At 57.8% G+C, this 20876-nt stretch carries 16 protein-coding genes; 11 read left to right on the top strand and 5 right to left on the bottom strand.

All coding sequences use genetic code 11. The features are described from left to right. The first annotated feature begins 202 nt into the window (after positions 1-202). The 4 genes from ACRRQW_RS20140 to ACRRQW_RS20125 all read left to right on the top strand — a co-directional run bounded on the left by ACRRQW_RS20140 (position 203) and on the right by ACRRQW_RS20125 (position 2561). Positions 203-955, top strand: coding sequence for a response regulator (locus tag ACRRQW_RS20140; RefSeq protein ID WP_438483426.1), 753 nt, complete (start codon positions 203-205; stop codon positions 953-955). Positions 956-1116: 161 nt separating this feature from the next. Continuing rightward, on the top strand, positions 1117-1455 hold the full coding sequence (locus tag ACRRQW_RS20135) for a hypothetical protein (RefSeq protein WP_438483425.1): 339 nt from the start codon (positions 1117-1119) through the stop codon (positions 1453-1455). Positions 1456-1566: 111 nt separating this feature from the next. Further along, a complete protein-coding gene (locus ACRRQW_RS20130) occupies positions 1567-1926 on the top strand; it encodes a hypothetical protein (protein ID WP_438483424.1) in 360 nt (119 codons plus the stop codon). 38 nt (positions 1927-1964) lie between these two features. Beyond that, positions 1965-2561, top strand: coding sequence for a DUF4142 domain-containing protein (locus tag ACRRQW_RS20125; RefSeq protein WP_438483423.1), 597 nt, complete (start codon positions 1965-1967; stop codon positions 2559-2561). A 306-nt stretch (positions 2562-2867) separates the two neighbouring features. Here the strand turns inward: ACRRQW_RS20125 and ACRRQW_RS20120 are convergent, their stop codons facing one another. Next, positions 2868-4082, bottom strand: a complete 1215-nt coding sequence (locus ACRRQW_RS20120; protein ID WP_438483422.1) for an NAD(P)/FAD-dependent oxidoreductase — start codon at positions 4080-4082, stop codon at positions 2868-2870. 216 nt (positions 4083-4298) lie between these two features. Between ACRRQW_RS20120 and ACRRQW_RS20115 the strand changes: the two genes are divergently transcribed. The 5 genes from ACRRQW_RS20115 (at position 4299) to ACRRQW_RS20095 (ending at position 14239) form a co-directional block, all read left to right on the top strand. Then, the gene (locus tag ACRRQW_RS20115) at positions 4299-4937 is read left to right on the top strand and encodes a response regulator transcription factor (RefSeq protein ID WP_438483421.1); all 639 of its coding nucleotides are present in this window, start codon (positions 4299-4301) and stop codon (positions 4935-4937) included. A gap of 168 nt (positions 4938-5105) precedes the next feature. Further along, a complete protein-coding gene (locus ACRRQW_RS20110; protein ID WP_438483420.1) occupies positions 5106-6383 on the top strand; it encodes an aspartyl protease family protein in 1278 nt (425 codons plus the stop codon). Between the two features lie 30 nt (positions 6384-6413). Further along, positions 6414-6569 (top strand): hypothetical protein, encoded by a 156-nt coding sequence (locus tag ACRRQW_RS20105; protein WP_438483419.1) that lies wholly within the window; start codon positions 6414-6416, stop codon positions 6567-6569. Between the two features lie 154 nt (positions 6570-6723). Then, positions 6724-8781, top strand: coding sequence for a PAS domain-containing protein (locus ACRRQW_RS20100; protein WP_438483418.1), 2058 nt, complete (start codon positions 6724-6726; stop codon positions 8779-8781). A gap of 118 nt (positions 8782-8899) precedes the next feature. Continuing rightward, positions 8900-14239, top strand: coding sequence for a PAS domain S-box protein (locus ACRRQW_RS20095; RefSeq protein ID WP_438483417.1), 5340 nt, complete (start codon positions 8900-8902; stop codon positions 14237-14239). Here ACRRQW_RS20095 and ACRRQW_RS20090 read toward each other — a convergent pair. Then, on the bottom strand, positions 14236-15900 hold the full coding sequence (locus tag ACRRQW_RS20090) for a peptide chain release factor 3 (protein WP_438483416.1): 1665 nt from the start codon (positions 15898-15900) through the stop codon (positions 14236-14238). The genes ACRRQW_RS20095 and ACRRQW_RS20090 overlap by 4 nt on opposite strands. 140 nt (positions 15901-16040) lie before the next feature. Between ACRRQW_RS20090 and ACRRQW_RS20085 the strand changes: the two genes are divergently transcribed. Next, a complete protein-coding gene (locus ACRRQW_RS20085) occupies positions 16041-17201 on the top strand; it encodes a class I SAM-dependent rRNA methyltransferase (protein ID WP_438483415.1) in 1161 nt (386 codons plus the stop codon). Between the two features lie 15 nt (positions 17202-17216). On the opposite strand, the gene ACRRQW_RS20080 is transcribed toward ACRRQW_RS20085, so the two are convergent. From ACRRQW_RS20080 to ACRRQW_RS20070, 3 genes are all read right to left on the bottom strand, one after another. Next, positions 17217-17711 (bottom strand): hypothetical protein, encoded by a 495-nt coding sequence (locus tag ACRRQW_RS20080; protein WP_438483414.1) that lies wholly within the window; start codon positions 17709-17711, stop codon positions 17217-17219. Positions 17712-17892: 181 nt separating this feature from the next. After that, positions 17893-19170, bottom strand: a complete 1278-nt coding sequence (gene eno, locus ACRRQW_RS20075) for a phosphopyruvate hydratase (protein WP_438483413.1) — start codon at positions 19168-19170, stop codon at positions 17893-17895. 111 nt (positions 19171-19281) lie between these two features. Continuing rightward, positions 19282-20310, bottom strand: coding sequence for an ankyrin repeat domain-containing protein (locus ACRRQW_RS20070; protein WP_438483412.1), 1029 nt, complete (start codon positions 20308-20310; stop codon positions 19282-19284). 133 nt (positions 20311-20443) lie between these two features. Between ACRRQW_RS20070 and ACRRQW_RS20065 the strand changes: the two genes are divergently transcribed. Further along, on the top strand, positions 20444-20866 hold the full coding sequence (locus ACRRQW_RS20065; protein WP_438483411.1) for a response regulator: 423 nt from the start codon (positions 20444-20446) through the stop codon (positions 20864-20866). The last annotated feature ends 10 nt before the right edge of the window (positions 20867-20876 follow it).

Raw genomic sequence — 20876 nt, 5'->3', positions numbered from 1 at the left:
GTATCGGGCCATTGGCGCTGAGTCGGGCAGGTGGAATGCGGTGTGAGTGGACGGCAACGTTTCCGGTATCAAATGGGAGAATTTCCGGTGGAGTAAGTGTGCCATCGCCCGCTAGCGCGACCGATCGCATTCCTTTAGTCTCGCAAGAATAGGCTGCGGCGTAGTGCTGCGCTTTCGCTTTAACTCCTCTTCATTCTTCTCAATGCCAACTCCAGCTGCCAAGACGCCACGCAAATCCGCCGCCGAACCCACGGTCCTGCCAACCGCCAAACCTGCCGTCACCCCGGTAGTTGAAGCGGTGAAGAAGACGAAAGTTCTGCTGGTCGACGATCATCCGATCACGCGCCAAGGCATCAAAGCGCTTGTGGAGCAGTTGCCGAATGTGGAAATTTGCGGCGAAGCGGATAGCGCGCCGAAAGCGATGGAGCTCGTTTCGAAATTGGAGCCTGATCTGACCATCGTCGATATCACGCTCAAGTCGACCAACGGCATCGAGCTCACAAAAAATCTCCGGGTGCAGGCGCCGAAGATGCAGATTCTGATCGTCTCGATGCACGACGAAAATATTTACGCCGAGCGCGCGCTGCGTGCCGGTGCGATGGGCTACTTGATGAAGCAAGAGGCGAGCGAAAATATCATCACCGCCATCAAGCGTATTCAAGGCGGCGACATTTACCTAAGCGATCGCATCAAGGAGAAGATGCTGCATCGCCTCGTGAATCATCGGAACGAAGAAGTGGTTTCGCCCATCGAGACGCTGAGTGATCGCGAAATGGAAGTGTTCCAGCTCATCGGCAACGGTTACGGCACACGGCAGATTGCGACGAAGCTCAATCTGAGCGTGAAAACCATCGACTCGTATCGTGAGCACTTGAAAGAAAAGCTGAATTTGCCGACAGGATCGGAACTGGTGCGCTACTCGATTCAATGGGTGAAGAGTCAGGGCAGCATGTAGCATAGGGGAGCACCTGCGGGTTTTCCCCTTGGAGGTGCGACGTTGTTCACCGGCCTTGCTGGCAGGTAGCAGTCGGATTGCAGGCATTTTGCAGCTGGGGTAAAGTGGGGCATCCTCAATGAGGGCGCGACGCCTTCGTAAAATTTCAACCCATCATTACCATGGCATCATCTTCATCGGCATCGATGGATTCTGCGGACGCTGGCGACGATCTTTCGTCCGGACGTTCAGGCAGTGAACGTAAAGTTTTTTCCAGTGAATCGCGGCGGTCGTTTGAGCCAGCGAGCCCGGAGGTGGCGGAGCAAGCGAGCAAATCGAAGAGCAAGCCGCAACGTGAGCAGGCCGCGGACGAGACAAAAAAAGTAAAAGACGAGACGAGCTTGCAAGATGAGGGCAGTGCGAAAACTCCGGCTTCGTCGCGCGAACCAGACATCAAAAAACCGGAAGGCGACGAGCCGCCAGCGTCACTCGACAAGTCGGTGGACGAAGGCCCGCTATAATTTTCGGCGCGCAGGCGAGTGCTTTCGGTAGGGCGCTTGGGGTGTCCTCGGCAACCCGCCTCGGGAAGCGGCCTGATACCGCGGTGAATTGATCAGGTGTAGGGTAGTCGCATGAAAATTATCGCCCAACTCGCTTTTCGCGGTGCCTTGCTCGCGCTGCTTGCGCTCGGTTTTTCGTCCCTGACCGCGAAAGCCCAAGCGGTGCTTGAAGTGCAGGAATCCGCTCGCGAAACGAATCAGGTCGCGAGGCTCAAGTTAATCGCCGAATCGCCCGTGCCGCTTGCCCACGAGACGATTGATACCTGTTCGCCACAGAAATATTTGTTGCACGTCAGCGATCGCGCGCAACGTGGCCGCGTCGAGCCCAAGGAAATTCGCGGCGAGTCAGTGTTGCCCGAGTTGAGCGATTCGGTGCCGACGGAAACGCGGAGCCAAGTGATTCGCGAAGAAAAAACCGAGCCCGGCGAATAATTCACTGCCGGATCGAAACCCTCAAGCTGGAGACAGCCATGAATTTTTCCAATGCAACGTGTGCCACGCTGGATCAGTTCGGGATTTTTTATTTGTTAGACAATACCACTGCTGCCCGAGCGGCAATTGGTCTGCCGAAAGTGCAGCTCAACCCTGACATTGTCGTAGTGAACGCGCAGCAAATTGCCTTGCTGATGGCAGAGAAACTTCGCCGTATCGAGCTGCGCTTTTTCAAGCAATCGCTTGCGATCGGGAATCGCGGCGTGCGGATGGCGCGCCTCACACTGGAACGTTCGCCGAATCAATCCCTGCGAATCCTCGCTCGTGGTGTCGCCAGTTTGAGCGAAAAAATAACTGGTGAAATCGCCCAGCTTGCGTGCGCACATGGCTGCGATGTCGGCCAGCTCGCGCCTGAAACTGAAGTGAATCCGCTGGCGGCCGTGCCAGCTGGAAATTTCGACGAGAGCTATTTGGAATTTCTCATCACTGACTGTGAAAACTTAGTCACGCTGTTCGAAGACGTCGCGCGAGGCATGCAGGATCCCGGCGTCCGCTCGTTCGCTGCCAAATATCTGCCCGCGTTGCATGAGCAGCTTTCTCAAGTTGAGAAATTGAGGTGCGAAATCACCACCTGATTTGTTTCCGATAAAATCCTTAAATAAGTTACCCCAATGTCAGCCACGCCTTACCCCCGTGCCCGTTCGTTGTTTGCCTCCATGTGGCGTCCCTCTTCTGCGGAAGTGGAAAGTTACGCCCGCCTTATCGCTGAAAAAGAAGGCTGCCCGATAGAAGCCTGTCGCGAACAGGCCGAACTCCAATTGTGGACGAGCCGGCCGTTTCGTCCCCGTAAAATCACCGCGCGTCGCCTTGAGCTGAACTCAAGTCCGCAGGCTATCAGAGTTTGATGCGGCACGAGTTCGGATCGTTTGCCGCCGTGCTTTCTAAAGTTCGCCGCAACGGGCAAAGCCGAACAACTCAGCGTCCGGATGCGTGCGTCCGAGGCAGCCTTCGCGAATGATTTCCGAGGCAATCTGGCTGTAGATGATGCCGTTGCCACCATACCCGAGGGCGAACCAAGTGTGTGGCTGGCTCTTGACCCGCCCAATATAGGGCAGGCCGTCGTCAGTGGTCGCAAAAGTGCCCGTCCACGAATACGCCAGTTCCGGTTTGATTTTCGGAAGCAGTTTTTCGAAGCGATGGAGCAGCCAGCGCACTTTGGCTTGGAGAAGTTTGTCGCGTTCGACCGGGTCGCGGAACGGCACATCACCACCACCGATGATGGCGCGCCCGTCCTGGGTCGTGCGCAAATACACGTAGGGCCGCGCGGTTTCCCAAATCAACCGGCGACCGGGCCAGCCCGGAAATTTGTCCAACGGTTCCGTAACTAACGCATACGTGCTGTGCAGTTCCATCACGGGCTTGGGCAAAAATTGCGCCGCTTCGTATCCGCTCGCAACTACGAGGTGACGGGCCCGGACGCGATGACCTTCCGCGGTGCGGAGTTCGACTCCGCGCCGCGTCGTGCGATGGCTGACGACTTCGGTGCGATCATGGATCCGCAAACCCGAGGCCACCGCCGTGCGGAAAAGCGCATGCGTCATGCGGTAAGCGTCAATCTCCGCCGCTTCGTGAGAAATAATCGCGGCACCATACGGCAATGAACATTCATCCCTGATGTGGGCGCGCTCCCAGAAACTGGCTTTGAAGCCGTGCTGACGCCGCAATTCGAACTCACGGCGCAATCCGGGAATATCGCGTGGATTACTCGCGCCATAAAAACTCTCGCGCCAAATGAAGCCATTGTCTCCGCCGACACGTTCGGCGAGCCGACCAATTTTTGCCAGCGCGTCGCGGCAGGCGCGGTAACTGCGCACGGCTTTGTCCTCGCCGTGGATGCGGGCGAGCTTGGTGAGGTGAGTGTCGACTTCGTATTGGAGCAGACAGGTGCTGGCTGAAGTGCTGCCGAACCCGATGTCGCGCTTGTCGAGCACGACGGTGTTGAGGCCGGCCTCTTGCAGGGCCTGTGCGGTAAATGCGCCGGTGATGCCTCCGCCGATGATGACTACGTCACAATCGATCGGCTCATGCAGACGCGGGTAGGCGGCGAGCAGGCCGCTGTTAATCGTCCAAAACGGACATCCAGAAATCAGATCCATGAAAGGTGAGGGGTGGGCGCGCGAGGTGCGGCGCTGGTGCGACCGCGAGCTTTGGCGATTGTGCCGGCAGTTTGGTCTTGTTGGAGAGACGCGGGTCTCATTTCATGGAGAAACACCCCGCTGATGAAATCGCCGAGCAAGCACACTACTGCCAAGTCAACCGCAACGCCTCCGACTTCCACCCCGGCCCCTGCGGCCCCGGCAAAAGTGCGCATCATGATCGTCGATGACCACCCGATCACCCGCCAGGGTTTGAAAGCACTCATCAGCCAGCAGCCGCGTTTCGAAGTTTGCGGCGAAGCCGACAGTGCCCCACAGGCCGTCGACATGCTCGGCAAGCTCAAGCCCGACCTCGTCATTGCCGACATCACGCTGAAGACGACCAATGGCATCGAGTTGATCAAAAATCTTCGCGCGCAATCGCCGCAGCTCCGCGTGCTCGTGGTTTCGATGCACGACGAAAATCTTTATGCCGAACGCGCGTTGCGCGCCGGCGCGCAGGGTTACGTGATGAAACAGGAAGCTAGCGACCAGATCATTCCTGCCATCGAGAAAATCCTCAGCGGCGACTTGCATCTCAGTGCAGCCGTGAAGGACAAAATTCTGCACCGTTTCGTTAGTAACAGCGGCGAAAAAAATGTTTCCGCCATCGAAACGCTCAGCGATCGCGAGATGGAAGTATTCCAGTTGATCGGCAACGGCCACAGCACGCGCCAGATTGCCACGCGCTTAAATCTCAGCACGAAGACCATCGATTCGTATCGCGAGCATTTGAAGATCAAGCTCTCGCTTGCGACTGGTTCAGACCTCGTGCGCCATGCGATTCAGTGGGTGAAGAGCGAAGGCTTGGTTTGATTCTGCGATACGGTTTTTAAGTTTTTCGGGGCGTCCAATCGGCGTGCATCGGTAATCGCCCGATGGCGCTTCGGTGGGGCCCGATGGGGCGCGTAGTATGCCGCTCCACCACCTGCGGGCGGATTCAGCCTGATGGTAGAGTTTGGCGCGGTTTTGTAGAGTAGTGTCATGTCAGCTTACACCGGCTCAATGATCCCTGCTCCCATCGGACGGGGTATTGTTTTTCCCGGTAAGCGCGTGACTTCTCAGTCAGGCAATTCGAGAAGTAAATTGGGTGTCGGTCTGCTCGCCGTGGTGGCCCTGGTCGCGACGGGTTGCCTGGCCGGATATTTTTTGAACTCGCGCAGCGAACAGAAGACGATCGCAACAAAGCCGTATGAAATCGGGGTGCCAGCCAACGTGGTCGCGAATCTTTTCCTGGTTGAATCCACCGGTGCATATGGCGAGCCCCGCCGTTTTCTCATCGATACGGGTTCGACGATTACGCTGGTGTCGCCGGAATTTGCGGCGCGCTACGCGACGGCCAACGCAGGTGGAGCCGATGCCCAGATCCAAGCCCCGACAGGTGCGGAAGTGGTCAAGTCACGCGTAACGGTTTCCAATCTGAAATTGGGCAAGGCCAACTTCGCACAAGTCCCCGCAGTGATTTCCGATCTTGGTGAACTTTCCCATTACCTTGGGCTGCGAGTGGACGGGATTGTCGGCTTTCCGGTTTTCAAAAATTATCTGCTCACGCTCGACTACTCCGAGAAACGCATGACCATCGCGCTGCGTCCGGTGAACACCGATTCAAGCAATCGCGGCTTGGTGTTTTCGACGCGTGGCGATACCCGTGTGCCTTTCGTTAATCTTTCCGTGGGCGGTCAGGCGTGTGAAGTTTTGATCGACACCGGCAGCGACGGCGGCGTGAGCCTCAATCCGGAAGGACTTAAACTCAATCTCGTCGGTCCGGCGCGCGCGGGTGCGCTGGTCTCCACGGTGGCGGGGGATCGTCGCCAGTATCTCGCGCGGATCGAAGATCACGTGGAAATCGGCGGGACGAGCCTGCAGCGCCCGGTGGTTGATTTCACGTTTGGAAAATCGTCCGTCGGTGGTGAAGTGCTGCGGAACTTTGCGCTGACGTTCGATCAGAAGCAGGGTGAGGTCACTTTCCGTCGGGTGACGGAAGGCGCGGTTGAACTGGCCGCACGTCGCACCGTGGGGATGAGTTTCTCGCGCGCATCCGGCAGTTGGGAAATTTCCGGAATCGTGCCGCAGACGCCGACGTCACGCCTTGCGCTGCAAGCCGGTGATCGCTGCGTGAGCATTAACGGCGAGAGCGTCGATCGCTGGCCGGCGGAGCGTTACGCTGCGCTGATGCGCACGTCGGACAAAATCACTTTTACTTTTGCGCATGGTGACATCCAAACGGATTACCAAATCCCGGTCGTCAGCTTGCTCGAATAAACCATCCACCCAACTCAACCCCCACCCATCATGGCTCAACTATTCCTCGCGATCTTCCTTATTGTTTTTGGCGTTAACATCCTCTTTGGCCTTGGTCTTCCCGGCTGGGTGACCGGCTCGCTCGCGCTCATCGCAGGCGTGTTGTTGCTCGCGGAACGTTTCCGGGTGCGCGTTGACCGGAAGTAAAACCTTCGCGCAGTTTTAAGTTTCGATTGAACCGGCCTGCATCGGGGTTTTCCCGATGGCAGGCCGGAATTTTTTTGGCCTCCGCGTAGGTTAGTTGCGAACGCGTCAATTCTTGTAAAAGTGGTCGGAACGCCGGCTTAATCTCTTAACCCTTATGATAAAGAAATCAGTTCAAGTGCTCGTGGTGGATGATGATGAAAACGATTTCTTTCAAGTCTCGCACCTACTGCGCCGAAGCGAGTTCGTGGACTATCAGTTCACGTGGGCGAAGAACTATCAGGAAGGCCTGACGACGATCCAAAAGGATAGCTTCGACGTCGCGCTTTTTGATTATCGTTTGGGCGCGTCGACGGGATTGGAACTGCTGCAAGCCGTCCAACTTTATCGCGCGGATCTGCCGGTGATTTTACTCACCGGTTACGACAATCCGGAGATCGACTTTCTCGCATCGCGCGCTGGTGCGGCGGACTACCTTTGCAAAAACGGACTCACCCGCGCACAGCTCGAACGCTCCATTCGCTATTCGCTGCGGCATGCCAGCACACTCGCCGCGCTGCGGCATAGCCAGAAACAACTCGAACTTTTCATGCATAGCGTGCCGTGCGCGGTGTGTATCTGCGATGAGTCGGGCGTGCCGATTTTCCAAAACCAACTGGCGAAGACGCACTTCGAAGCAGGGGACTTGGTCAAGTGGATGAATCCAGACGTAACCCGTCCGCCATTATTGCATCTCACCGGCGACCGGCACTGGTTGGTCAGCACCTTTCCGATGACGGATTCGCAAGGCACGGCGCTGCAAGGTTTCGCCGGCACAGATATCACCACGCAAGTGCTCTCCGAGCAGGCGTTGCGCCGCACATCGAATTTATTGAACGGTATCCTAAGTAACCTTTCCGTCATCGCGGGCCGGCTCGATTCCGACGGCAATATCCTCGAGATGCGCGGGAGTGGCCTGCGGGAAATCGGCATGACCGAGGAGGGCATGCGTGGCGTCAATCTCGTCGAAAAATGTCCGGCGACCGCCGCAGGTTTTGCCAAAGCCAAACTCGGCCAGAAAGCGAACTACGTGTGGGAAATGGAGAACGAGGGACGCAAACATTACTTCGAAAATTATCTCCATCTCGATTCCAGCGAGGGCCAGCAAGGCGCAATCATGTTCGCGGTCAATGCGACTGCACGCATCGAAGCGGAAGCAGAGCGAAATCGTCAGGCGCGTCTGCTCGATGGTTTGATGCAAAAACTACCGATGCTCATCGGGCAACTTGATCGCGAAGGCCGCGTGACCGACGTGCAAGGGGAGCGCCTGGCGCGCTACGGTTTGTCGGCGGATCAGCTTCGCGGGAAACTGTTTTCGGAAGTGTTTCCTTCGGCGAATCAGGCCATTGAACGGGCGTTACGCGGCCAAGAGGTGGCATTTTCCCTGCGCGGCACGACCGACGATGATCAGGAGTGGCACGTCGACTTGACGATTGCACCTGCGGGTGACGGCAACCTTGCGCTGTTTGGTCGCGACGTCAGCGAACGCCGCTGGCTCGAGCAGCAAGTGCTTACGGCCAGCGACGCGGAACAGTCCCGCATTGGCGCGGATTTGCATGATGGCCTCGGTCAAAAATTGACCGGGCTCGCCTGCCTGGCCTCCGCATTACGCGAGCGCTTAAAAACCGGTGACCCAAAACTTGCGGAGCAAGCCGCGCTCATCGCGAAATTTTCCAATGAAACGATCTCCGAGGCGCGGGCGCTCGCGCGCGGTTTGTGCCCGGTGGAGTTGGAGCAGATGGGACTTGTTTCCGCCATCCACGAACTCGCCGCGCAGGCGGAGACGATTCATGGAATCCAAGTTTCGCTCGACATGAAGGCCGCGGCGGTGGAGTGCGATCACCTGACCGCGACGCACTTGTATCGCATCACGCAGGAAGCGATTAATAACGCGATTCGCCACGGCGGCGCGCAGAAGATCGAGATTACCCTCGTCTCCAAAGGCGACACGCACCGCTTGACGATCAAGGATGATGGCAAAGGGTTTGATCTGGAAGCCCAGCGACGCGCTCGCAGCAATGGACTTAAATTAATGGATTATCGTGCCACGATGATCGGCGGCTCTTTCAACGTGGAATCCAAGCCCGGCGAAGGCACGCGGATCACTTGCGACTTCAACACCGAAGTCGACGCGGTTCCGAGTGTGCATGCGTTGTCGGCGGATGTTATTACCTGAGCAGTGATGCAGCTTGCGGTCGCGATCCTTCAGAAAAACAGTCTGGATTTAACACAAGCGTTCGCGGTAATTCGCGGTGCAGTGCTATCCGGGATTCAACAGTTCGCGAAGCGTGCGTATGCCTGAGCCGCAGAATATCCAGCAGTTACACCTGGCTGCGTTGTCCGTCATGGCGGTCGGCGTTTACACCTGCGACGTGTCGGGACGCATCACGTTTTTCAACCGGCGCGTGGCGGAATTGTGGGCGCGCGAACCCAAAGCGGATGACCCCGCGGATCGGTTTTTAGCGGGAGGAAAACTTTATCAAACTGACGGTGAAGTCATCCGAATCGAAGAGACTCCAATGGCGGTCGCCGCGAGAACGGGAACGTCGTTCCGGGAACTGGAACTGATCTACGAACGGGTGGATGGTGTGAGGTTTTTTGCGTCGCTGAATATCGAAGTGATGCGTGACGCCAGCGGAGTCATTACGGGTGTGGTGACTTCGTTCCAGGATGTCTCCGACCGCAAACGGCACGAAAATGTGCTGCTCCAGCTTTCCAAGCGCATGGAGACACAGGCGAAGCTTTTCGATACCACGCTCTCGAATCTCACCGATTTGACTTATGCGTTCAGTCAGGACGGTCGGTTTCTCTACGCAAATCGTCCGCTCTTAGCGATGCTCGGGAAAACGCTGGAAGAAGTGGTCGGCCGGAGTCTCTACGATTTAAATTATCCCAACGACGTCGCGGAGCGCCTGCTCTCGGAAATGAACCACGTGTTTAACACGGGTGAAACAATTAAGAGCGATATCGTGATCGCGCTGGGCGAAGGTCGCGAAGAGCACCACGAGTATATCTACAACCCGGTGAAGGATGAAGCAGGCCGTGTGGTCGCGATGGCAGGATCGACGCGCATCATTACCGAACGTCGCCGCACGGAAGACCGGATCAAGTTGTTGGCCGAGTTGGTGGAGAAAGCGGATGCCTCCGAGAGCCCCGATGAAATCATCCGTTTCATTTCGCGAAAGGTCGGCGAGCATCTGCAGGCGCAGCGCTGCTTGTTCTGTGAATGGGACGCTAACGCCGAGCGGGTCAACACGGTGCATGACTGGCACGTCGCCGGGTTGGCGAGCATCGCGGATAGCGATACGCCGGTCGATTACGGGCCGTCGGCCTGGGTGCAGCAATTGACTTCGGGACCGGTCAGCGTGCCTGATGTGGAAGTTGACGTGCGCTTGCGCGGATACGCACAGAGCCACCGCAAGAACGGCGTGCGCTCACTGGCCGTCAGTCGTTATCTCCGTCAGGAAACGGGCGGAGTCACGCTGTTTGTGACGTCGGGGGAAGTCAGAAAATGGACGGACGATGAACTCGGATTTTTGAGCGAGGTCGTGATGCGCATCTGGCCTTCGGTGGAGCGAGCCCGCGCGATGCAAGCATCCCGCGCTGGCGAGCAACGTTACCGCGAATTGGTGCAAAGCATGCCCGTGGCGGTTTATACCAACGATATCGACGGGCGCATCCAGCTTTACAACGAGGCCGCCGTGAAGTTGTGGGGCCGCGTCCCTGTTCTCGGTAAGGCGGAATTCTGGTGCGGCTCGGAAATGATGTTTACCAATGCGGGCTTGCAAATCCGCCATGCGGATTCGCCGATGGCACGCGCCGTCCTGGAAAAACGCACCGTTCGGGAGGAAATCGTGATCCGCCGCCCGACAGGGCAAATGCGATATGTGATCGTGAATTCCGAAGTGACGCGCGATGCGACGGGGGAAGTGACGGGAGCTGTCAATGTGGTTATCGACATCACGGATCGTAAGCGCGAAGAGCAGCGCTCGGCTTTCCTGCACCAGTTGTCGAACCAACTGGCCTTGCTGAATGATGAAGCCGAAATCATCCGCGTAACGACCGCGGAATTGGGGAAACGTCTGAATGCGGATCGCTGTTATTTCGTGGAATGTCACGAAGTGCGCGATGTGATTATTGTCAGTGAGAACTGGCTGCGTGATCCCAACAAGGCGAGCTTGGCAGGCTCCTATGCGCTCTCGCAATTTGGCGACCGCAAGTGGTGGAACGCTTATGCGAGTGGCAATTTTCGCGTGGAAGACGTGACCGAGCATCCGCTCACGCAAGCGACGGCGGATCCTTATTTAAAACTAGGGGTGCGTTCGTATGCGGTGCAGCCGTTTCGCGAAAAGGGAGCCTGGCAGACGGTAATCAGCGTCACGGAGAAAGAACCGCGCGCCTGGACCGACGACGAGATGGCGATCATGGAAGACGTGGTCGCGCGCGTGTGGCCGATGGTGCAGCGCGCGCGCGCCATGGCCGCTTTACGCCACAGCGAAAACGATCTGCGTTTTGCGTTGGACGCAGCCCAGCTTGGTTCGTGGGAGTGGGAAATCGACACGGGAATCCTGCGCAGTTCGGATCGCTGCAAAATAAATTTCGGCCTGTCGGTGGATGCTGATTTTGTGGATGGCGATTACTCGAAATCCATTCTCGCAGCTGACCGGCCCGGCGTGAATCGCACGATTGAGCAGGCGATCAAGAACCGCACCGTTTACGAAACCGAATATCGGGTCGTCTGGCCCGACGGTAAAATTCATTGGATTCTCGAACGGGGACAGGGCGTCTATGATGAAAACGGAAAAACCCTTCGCGTCGTCGGTTTAAATTTGGACATCACCGAACGAAAGGCGACGGAGCAATCGTTGCGCAATTCGGCAGAACGGCTGCAACTCGCGTTGGACGCGGCCAAGCTCGGCATCTGGAGCTGGGACGCCGCCACGGACCGTCTTGAGACATCACCCCGCATGGATCAGATCATGGGAATTCCGGCCGGCGGTGAATTCCAACGCGCGAAATTGCGCGAGCTGCTGCATCCGGATGACCGCGAACGTTCCCGCATTGCGAATGAACACGCGATGGCGACGCACACCGACTATGACGAGGAATACCGCCTGCACCGCGACGACGGGCGGAACTGGTGGATCTCGTCGAAAGGGCGCGGCATTTACGACGCAGAGGGAAAACCAATTGGCATGCTCGGCGTGGTGCAGGACATTTCCGCGCGGAAAAGCGGCGAAAAATACCTGCGCCAGCAGCGGGATGTTCTTGAGCAAGTGCTCAAGAGCACCTCGCTGGCGGAGATCATGAAAAGCCTCGTGCAACAAGTGGAGTCACTGGCCGAGCGCCGGTTGATTGCCGCGATTTCGCTGTTGGACGAGCAAGAGAAAACCCTGCGCCCCGTGACCGGCTTGAGCGTTCCGGCCGACTGGAATCGCTACATTGATTTCCTCAAGCCGAGCCTCGAAGCGGGTTCCTTTGGTGCGGCGGTATTTACCGGTCGCCCCGTCACGGTCGACATTATCGCGACTTCACCTTTGTGGAGAAATCTCCGCGAAGAAGCGGCACGACATGGTTTCAAGGCATGCTGGTCGACGCCGATCGTTTCTGCCGGTGGTAATGTGCTCGGTGCGTTCAGCATTTATTATTTCGAACACACCGAGCCTACGCAGCATGAACTGGAGATTGTCGATATCGTGGTGCGCACCGTGAGTATCGCGATCGAGCGCCGTCGCAACGAAGCGGCGATGCGCAACAGCGAGGAGCGTTTGCGGCTGGCCACTGCGACCGGCAAGGTCGGGGTGTGGGATTGGGATATCGCCGCCAACCGCATCACGTGGAGCGATTCCGTGTATAAAATTTACGGGATCACGCCCGATCAATTTGACCGCACGCTGGAGGGGTTTGCGCGTTTCGTGCACCCCGAGGATCGAAATGCGCTCTCGCACGCGTTTGAGATGGCGACGCGCACCGGACAATCGTTCGAGTTGGAGCATCGGTCGCTGCGTGCCGATGGCCGGCTCGTGTGGCTCTTTACGAATGCCAATGTGCTGCGTGAGAACGGTGTCGCCCTGCGTTTGACCGGAGCGACGCTCGATATCACCGAGCGCAAGCGCGCGGAGGAGGCGTTGCGCGTGAAAGAACAGCAGCTCAGCCTGGTGGCCGGGACCGCGCCAATTCTTCTTACGCAATGCGACAGCGACGAGCGTTTCACCTTCGCCAATCGCGCCTACCTGGAAAAACGCGGTTTGAGTAGTTCGGAAGTGATCGGACATCGGATTAGCGAGGTGCTCGACCAGCAATCCTATCGCAGTGTAAAGCCATACATCGACCAAGTGCTGCGCGGCGAAAAAGTGGTGTTTGAAGCGAATCTCACTTATCGCGGTGAAGTGCGCACGATGGAGGCGAACTACGTCCCGGAAATCGACGCGAACGGAAAAGTGAAAGGGTGGGTCGCTGCGGTGAGCGACGTCACCGAGCGCAAACGCGTGCACGACGCCGTGCGCCAGCTGGCGGCAATTGTCGAGTCCTCGGACGATGCGATCATCAGTCGCACTCTTGACGGTCGGATCATGAGTTGGAACCGCGGCGCCGAACGACTTTTCGGTTACGCGGCCGCCGAGATTTTAGGCGAGTCGGTCATGACGCTGATTCCGGTGGAGCGGCACGGAGAGGAATTTGAAATCATCGGAAAAATCCGCAAAAACCAGAACGTCGAGCACTACGAAACCAAACGGCTCCACAAAGACGGCACGATGATCGATATTTCCCTGTCGGTATCGCCGATCCGTGATGAGCATGGTCACGTCGTCGGTGCTTCGAAGATTGCGCGCAACATCACGCAGCAGAAACGATACGAAGCGCAGTTGGAGGCTGCGCAAGTGCAGTTGCAGGCCCATGCGCAAAATCTTGAACAAAAGGTCACGGAAAGAACCGCCGCGCTGCGCGAGGCCGTCACGCAGATGGAAGAATTTTCCTACACGGTATCGCACGACCTGCGCGCGCCGTTGCGCGCGATGAACAGTTACTCGCAAGCCTTGATGGAGGACTATGGGCCGCAACTAGACGCGACGGCTAAGGAATACCTGAATCGTATCCAGCGCAGCAGTCAGCGCATGGAGCAACTGACGCACGACGTGCTGATGTATAGCCGCCTGGTGCGCTCGGAGGTGGTGCTCGTGAATTTGAACCTGGAAAACATGGTGCTGGATGCGATCGACCAATTCGACGTCTTGCAGCAACCCAAGGCGCAGGTCGAAATTGTTTCCCCGCTCGGGCACGTGATCGGGCACGAAGTTTCGCTCGGGCAATGTCTGGCGAATTTAATGACGAACGCCGTCAAGTTCGTAGCACCGGGCGTTAAACCGCACGTGCGGGTCGTTTCAGAAAAACGCGAGAGCCGGGTGCGCCTGTGGATCGAGGACAATGGCATCGGCATCGCGCCGGAACATCAGGCAAAAATCTTCATGATCTTCGAGCGTCTGCATGGCCGTGAGCAATACGAAGGCACGGGCATGGGCCTCGCGATTGTGCGCAAGGCCATGGAAAAGATGGGCGGTTCCTGCGGAGTGGAATCGACGGGTAAGGACGGCAGCCGCTTCTGGCTGGAATTACCGCAAGCTCCGTCGGCTTAACTCTCGCTACTCAGTTCGATCGGCTGCTCGTGCAGTTTCAGTTCGGGATTTTTTTCGCTGAAATAACGCATCGTCCAGTCATTCGGGAAAAGCACGACGGGCTGGCCAAATTTATCAGCGCCGAAACTTACGCCGGTTGCGACCACGAGGCGGGAGTAGTCGAAACTCTTGCCCGGAGCCGGCGCGATGGAGGGCGCGAACGAAAGCCAGCGGAGTAAGGTCCACGGCGTCGGGGTCAGGCGCGACTCGGCGTTGTATTCGCTTTGAAGGCGCCATTGCACGACTTCGAACTGCAGCGGGCCGACAGCCGCAAGCAGCGTGGCGCCGGCGGGTGCATTCTTCGCGGAGAAGGATTGCACGACGCCTTCCTGCAACAGCTGCTCGAGGCCGGCGCGGTATTTTTTCGCATCACCCGTGTTCGGATTGGAAATGTAAGTGAACACTTCGGACGGGAACCGCGGAATCTCGTCGTAGTAAATGGTGCGATCCGTGGTGAGCGTGTCGCCGATGCCGAACTCGCTGTGACCGACGAGACCGATGACGTCGCCGGGCCAAGCCACGTCGACGGTTTCACGTTCGCGCCCGAAAAGTTTGTGCGAGGAGGAAAGGCGGACTTGCTTGCCGGTGCGCTGATGTGTGACGACCATGTCGCGCTCGAACTTGCCTGAGCACACGCGAAGAAACGCGATGCGGTCGCGGTGCTTGGCGTCCATGTTCGCCTGAATCTTGAAAATAAAGCCCGAGAATTTCGGGTCATCGACCGGAATCTCGCGGGCTGTCGTCGGTGCGGGTGCGCCGGGCACCGTGACGGTGACGGACGTGCGCGGAGCGGGCGGCACAGAGTCTTTTAAAAAACCGTCGAGGAGGAGTTGGATGCCGAAATTATTTACCGCTGAACCGAAATAAACCGGCGTCTGCTGACCGTGCTGAATCGCGTTGAGATCGAAAGGGTGGCCCGCGCCATCGAGCATTTCGAGCTGCTCTTTGACGGCGTTGTAGGTGTCGTCATCGAGCTTTTCCCGGACGATCGGATCGTCGAGCGAAGCGACACTGACGGGCGCTTGGAATTTGCCGCCGGGGACGCGTTCAAATAAATGCACCTCGCGCGTGCGACGGTCGAAGACGCCTTTGAAGGACGGCCCGTTGCCGAGCGGCCAGATGACCGGTGACGACTGGAGACCGAGCACGCTCTCAAGCTCGTCGAGGAGGTCGAGCGGGTTGCGCGTCGGCCGGTCGCACTTGTTCATGAATGTGAAAATCGGCACGCCGCGACGACGACACACTTCGAAGAGTTTGCGCGTCTGTGTTTCCACGCCCTTCGCAGCATCGATGACCATCAGCGCGGCATCGACGGCGGTGAGCACGCGGTAGGTGTCTTCGGAGAAATCTTTGTGGCCGGGGGTGTCGAGCAAGTTGACCGCGCAGCCGGCGTAATCGAATTGGAGAACCGTGGACGAAATGGAGATACCGCGCTGCTTCTCGAGTTCCATCCAGTCGGAGGCCGTGGCGCGCTGGTTTTTGCGATCTTTGACGGCACCCGCGAGGTGGATGGCGTTGCCGTAAAGAAGGAATTTCTCGGTCAACGTCGTCTTGCCCGCGTCAGGGTGCGAGATGATCGCAAAGGTGCGGCGGCGGGCGATTTCCTGAGCAGGTGTGGACATGGAAGTTGACCACGCAAATGAGCAAACGCGTGGAGGGAAAGCCTGAACTTTGGGGCGCAGCGGCCGGTTAGCGAGCTTCGGGGCCGGCCAAGGGCTATTTTGTGCTTCGTAAGCGCGGGCAGTTGGGCAATCGTGCTGGCATGTCTGCGAGCCTAAAACTCAAACCAAGCATCAAATCACGCGTCATGGCGGGCCACCCGTGGGTGTTCGGAAACGAATGCGAGGCGCTGTTGCCGGCTGAGCACGACGGCGAGTTGGTGGAATGCCGCGACCGCAACAGTCGGTTTCTCGGGATGGGCATCTACAATAGCAAATCGCAGATCGTGTGGCGACGGATCAGCCGTGATCGCGTGGCCTTGGACGAAAACTACTTGCGCACGGCCTTGACGCGGGCGTTGAAGCGTCGCGAAGGCATGGGAAATTTCAAGCGACTCGTGTGGAGTGAATCGGATGATTTGCCCGGCGTGGTCGTCGACCAGTTTGGCGATACGCTCGTGGTGCAGGTGCAGACGCTCGCGCTGCACAAACGCGAAGGGATCCTGAGCGATCTGCTCGCGGAACTCGTTCGGCCGGCAGAAATTATTTTTCGTAACGACGCCAACATCCGTAAACTCGAAGGCTTGCCGTCGGAAGTGCATACGCGTTCCGGCAAGGCGTGGGAGTCGCGCTGGGTAAATATCGATGGTTTCGACTATTGGCTAGATTTGCAGAACGGCCAGAAAACCGGATTCTACCTCGATCAGCGCTTGCAGCATCAAGCGGTGGCGAAATACGCGAAAGGCCGGCGCGTGCTTGATGCGTTTTGTAACCAGGGTTCGTTCGCGTTGCACGCGGCCAAGGCCGGCGCAGCGAGCGTGCTTGGTTTGGACAGCGCTTACGATGCCGTGGGGCAGGCGAAGAAAAATGCCGAGCGCAACGGGCTGCAGGCGGAGTTTCTTGGCGAAAACGTTTTCGATTGGTTTACCGCACGCCGCGACGATGCACCCGCTTGGGATTTGATCGTGCTAGACCCGCCGCCGTTTGCGAAATCAAAGTCGGCGCTCGAAGGCGCGTTGCGCGGCTACAAAGAATTGAATTTGCGCGCGATGAAATCGCTCACTCCGGGTGGCGTGTTGGCCACTTACACTTGCTCGCATCACATGCAGGATGCGCAGCTCCGTGAGGTGCTTTCAGAAGCCGCGGCGGATGCGAAGCGCCGCGTGCATGTGTTGGAATTTTGCCACCAGCCGCCGGATCATCCGGTGCTCGTGACGATGCCGGAGAGCGAATACCTCCGCGGCTACATCCTGACCGTGGAATGAAACACGGTCGTTAAATTAACGCGAAGCGCGCCCGATATTGTCGAGGTTGCGGCGCGTGATGCGGAGTTGATCCAGTTCTTTTTCCAAGGCGGTCACTTCGGCTGCATCTCGCGGGCGCTTTAAACTTTCGAGCACGACGCGTTCGTTTTCCATGAGACTGACGCGTGTGGCGGCGACGTCCGAAAGGTGAGACGCGGAGTTACCACCTAAGAATGCGGCGGCCGTGGTGAGCTTGTCGTTGTTGAGGGCTTTATCCAGTTCGCTGGATTTTACCTTCTTCTTTTCGCGGGCGATGAGCTTGTCGAGTTTGCGGATGGTCGAATCGAGTTCGCGAATGCGGCTTTCCTGGACTTTAAACGTTGGCAGCTCAATCACAGGGCCGACGGTTTTCGGGGCGAGCTCCGCTTTTTTATCCGGCTGGGCGGATTTGGTTTCGGCGGCCTGCAGGGTGATGCCGGTTAGAACCAACGTAATGGCCAAAAATGTGCGGATAGCGGAAATCGATTTCACGACGAGAAGGTGTTGGGATGGGAGATACGGGCAAGTCGGATGTCGGCAGGCTGGAAAAGTTCCGCCAAAGGAAAAGGCCGAACCTTGCGGCTCGGCCTTTCCTCAGTGTGTGTGTCGAAGCTTAGTGTTAGGTCGGCTTCGTAGACGTTTTGAATAGCAGTTCGCGTGCCGGAGGCAAGGATTACAACTGGCCGCCGTAAACCGCGCTCGCGCCGAGCTCTTCCTCGATACGGAGAAGCTGGTTGTATTTCGCCACGCGGTCGGTGCGGGAAGCGGAGCCGGTTTTGATCTGGCCGGCGTTCGTGGCGACGGCGATGTCAGCGATGGTGACGTCTTCCGTTTCGCCGGAGCGGTGGGAGATGATCGTCGTGTAGCTGTTGCGCTGCGCGAGGGCGATCGAATCGAGCGTTTCGGTGAGGGAGCCGATTTGGTTTACCTTCACGAGAATGGAATTTGCGGTGCCGGTATCGATGCCCTTCTGGAGGAATTCGACGTTCGTGACGAAGAGATCGTCGCCGACGAGTTGCACCTTGTCGCCGATGGCGTCGGTGAGCTTCTTCCACGTGGCCCAGTCGTTTTCAGCGCAGCCGTCTTCGATGGAAACGATCGGATATTTCGCGCAGAGGTCTTTGTAGTAAGCGACGAATTCGTCACCGGTGAAGCTGCGACCGTCAGATTTTTTGAAGACGTAAGTCTTCTTTTCCTTCACGTAAAACTCCGACGAGGCGACGTCGAGCGCGAGGAAGATGTCCTTACCGAGCTTGTAGCCGGCGCCCTTGATGGCTTCGGCGATGGCGTCGAGCGCGTCAGTCGTGGAAGCGAGATTCGGAGCGAAGCCGCCTTCGTCGCCAACGGCGGTTTGCAGGCCTTTCGCTTTGAGCACTTTTTTGAGCGAGTGGAAAACTTCGGCGCCGGCGCGGAGGGCTTCGGAGAACGTTCTGAAGTTTTTCGGCACGATCATGAACTCTTGAAAATCGATCGGGGCGTCGGAGTGCGCGCCGCCGTTCATGATGTTCATCAATGGAACCGGGAGGACTTTGGCGTTCGGGCCGCCGATGTATTTGTAGAGCGGGATTCCGGCGGCGGCAGCTGCGGCTTTGGCGGTGGCGAGCGAGACGCCGAGGATGGCGTTGGCGCCGAGGTTGGCCTTCGTCTTGGTGCCATCGAGTTTGAGCATGGCGCGGTCGACCCCGGTTTGATCAAACGCATCGAAGCCGAGGAGGGCGGGAGCGATCTTGGCTTTGACGTTGGCGACAGCCTTGAGCGTGCCTTTGCCGAGGTAACGTTTTTTGTCACCGTCACGGAGCTCAATGGCTTCGTGTTCGCCGGTCGAAGCGCCGGAGGGCACAGCCGCGCGGCCGAAGGCGCCGTTGGCGAGTTTCACATCGACCTCGACGGTCGGATTGCCGCGGGAATCGATGATTTCGCGGGCGTTAATGGCGGTGATGGTGGTGTTCATGCGATAAAGGAAGAGGTTAACGTTAACTGGTCACGCTAGGCGCGAGAAAGCCGAGCGCGAGACGTCACGCTGGCATAAATCTCCGTCGCAGGTCGAGCCTCGCGTGGCGTTTTAGCCAAAAGGCGGACGCGAGGCGCCGATACGATACATAAACTTCTGCACCGCGTTCGGCTTCTTCGGGATAAATTCCTCAGGCAACTGGTTTTCGTGGCCGTGCCGGATCGCCGCGCCGATGGGGGTGCCGCCGTTGTAATTCCGCATCATCATCGTGGAGCGATTCATGAACTGAGTCGGAATTTTATCGAGGTGGCCTTCGACCGCCGCTGCATGCAGGGGAGTGTCGCCAAAATCGTTACGGCTAATCATCAAATCGATCGTGAGAAGTCCCGTGGGGATTTGCGTAATGCTGCCTGATTCGGCGGCGGCGTGGATCGGCGTGTGGCCAGACTTGCTGGCGAGCACCAGATTGTCGTGGGTTAAAAATTCTTCGGGAATCTGGTCAAGGTGACCGGAGATCGCGGCGGCGTGCAGGCAGGTGTCGTGGTTCGCGGTCTTCGTCAGCAGCGTCTCTGTCGTGAGCAGTTCGGCGGGCACTTGGTCGAGGTGGCCGTTGAACGCGGCGACGTGTAACACGGTTTCTCCGCTGATGTTTGGCGACAGCACGGTTTCACGCGTGATAAATTGGCGAGGGATCTTGTCGAGCGTGCCGGCCTCGGCGGCTTCGTGAAGCAGGGTGTTGCCGTGATCGGTTTTCGTGAGGATGATCTCAAGCGAAAGCAGGCTGGAAGGGACTTGATTGAGTGTGCCCGCGGAAGCGGCTTGATGCAGCGGAGTGTAACCGCTGTTGGAACGAATAAGCAGATTGTCGCGCGTGAGAAGCGAAGCGGGAATCTGCAAAAGGAATCCGTGGCGCGTCGCCAGATGGACGGGCGTGTAGCCGGCATCGTTTTTGCGCAGCAAGGATTCGGCGACGAGGAGTTCAGCCGGGAGTTTGGCGAGCGACCCGTATTTTGCGGCGATGTGCAGCGGGGTGTTGCCGGATGCATTGGCTTGCGTGAGTTGCTCCAACGAGAGTGAGCCGGCGGGTAATTCGGAAAAATTTCCTTCACGCGCAGCAGCGAAAAAATCGATTTTAGCCATGCGCGTTTCAGAAAAAACACGGCGTCTGAACACGCAAGCAAACTAAAAATTTCACATGATTTTCATCATCTTTGGGTTCCGGGTTTTTGATTTGGGTTTGCCAACGTTTTCAGGGGTAACAGCATCCGCGCTAATGACAGCCCCGTCCCCTGCGACAAACCCGAGCAAAACTCCTTTAAGTGCCGTTTTACTAGTCGATGACGAAAAACCGTTGCTCGCATTGTATGCCGAAGCGCTGGGTTCGCAGTTCGAGGTCGTCACGGCGGGAAGTGCCCGCGAAGCCGGCTTTGTTTTGCACAAAAAGAAATTCAAGGTGGTCGTGTCGGATCATTTGATGCCGGGCGGCAACGGGCTGAGTTTTCTGATCGGCGTGCGCGAAGAATATCCGGAAATGCAGCGGGTCTTGGTCACCGGCTACATGAAGCCGGAAATGTTGCTGCGCAGCGTGAACGAAGCGGCGCTCTATCGCTATCTGCTGAAACCGGTGTCGCTTCCCGAGTTGGTGAAGACGGTGCAGGAAGCGGTGAAGCTCTACGACCAGACGGTCGTCAGCTGAACGGGCATCT

This window comes from Oleiharenicola lentus, assembly GCF_051660365.1.
Classification (GTDB): domain Bacteria; phylum Verrucomicrobiota; class Verrucomicrobiia; order Opitutales; family Opitutaceae; genus Lacunisphaera; species Lacunisphaera lenta_A.
The sequence above is the reverse complement of the archived record's forward strand: the minus strand, read 5'-3'. Positions and strand labels throughout refer to the sequence as shown.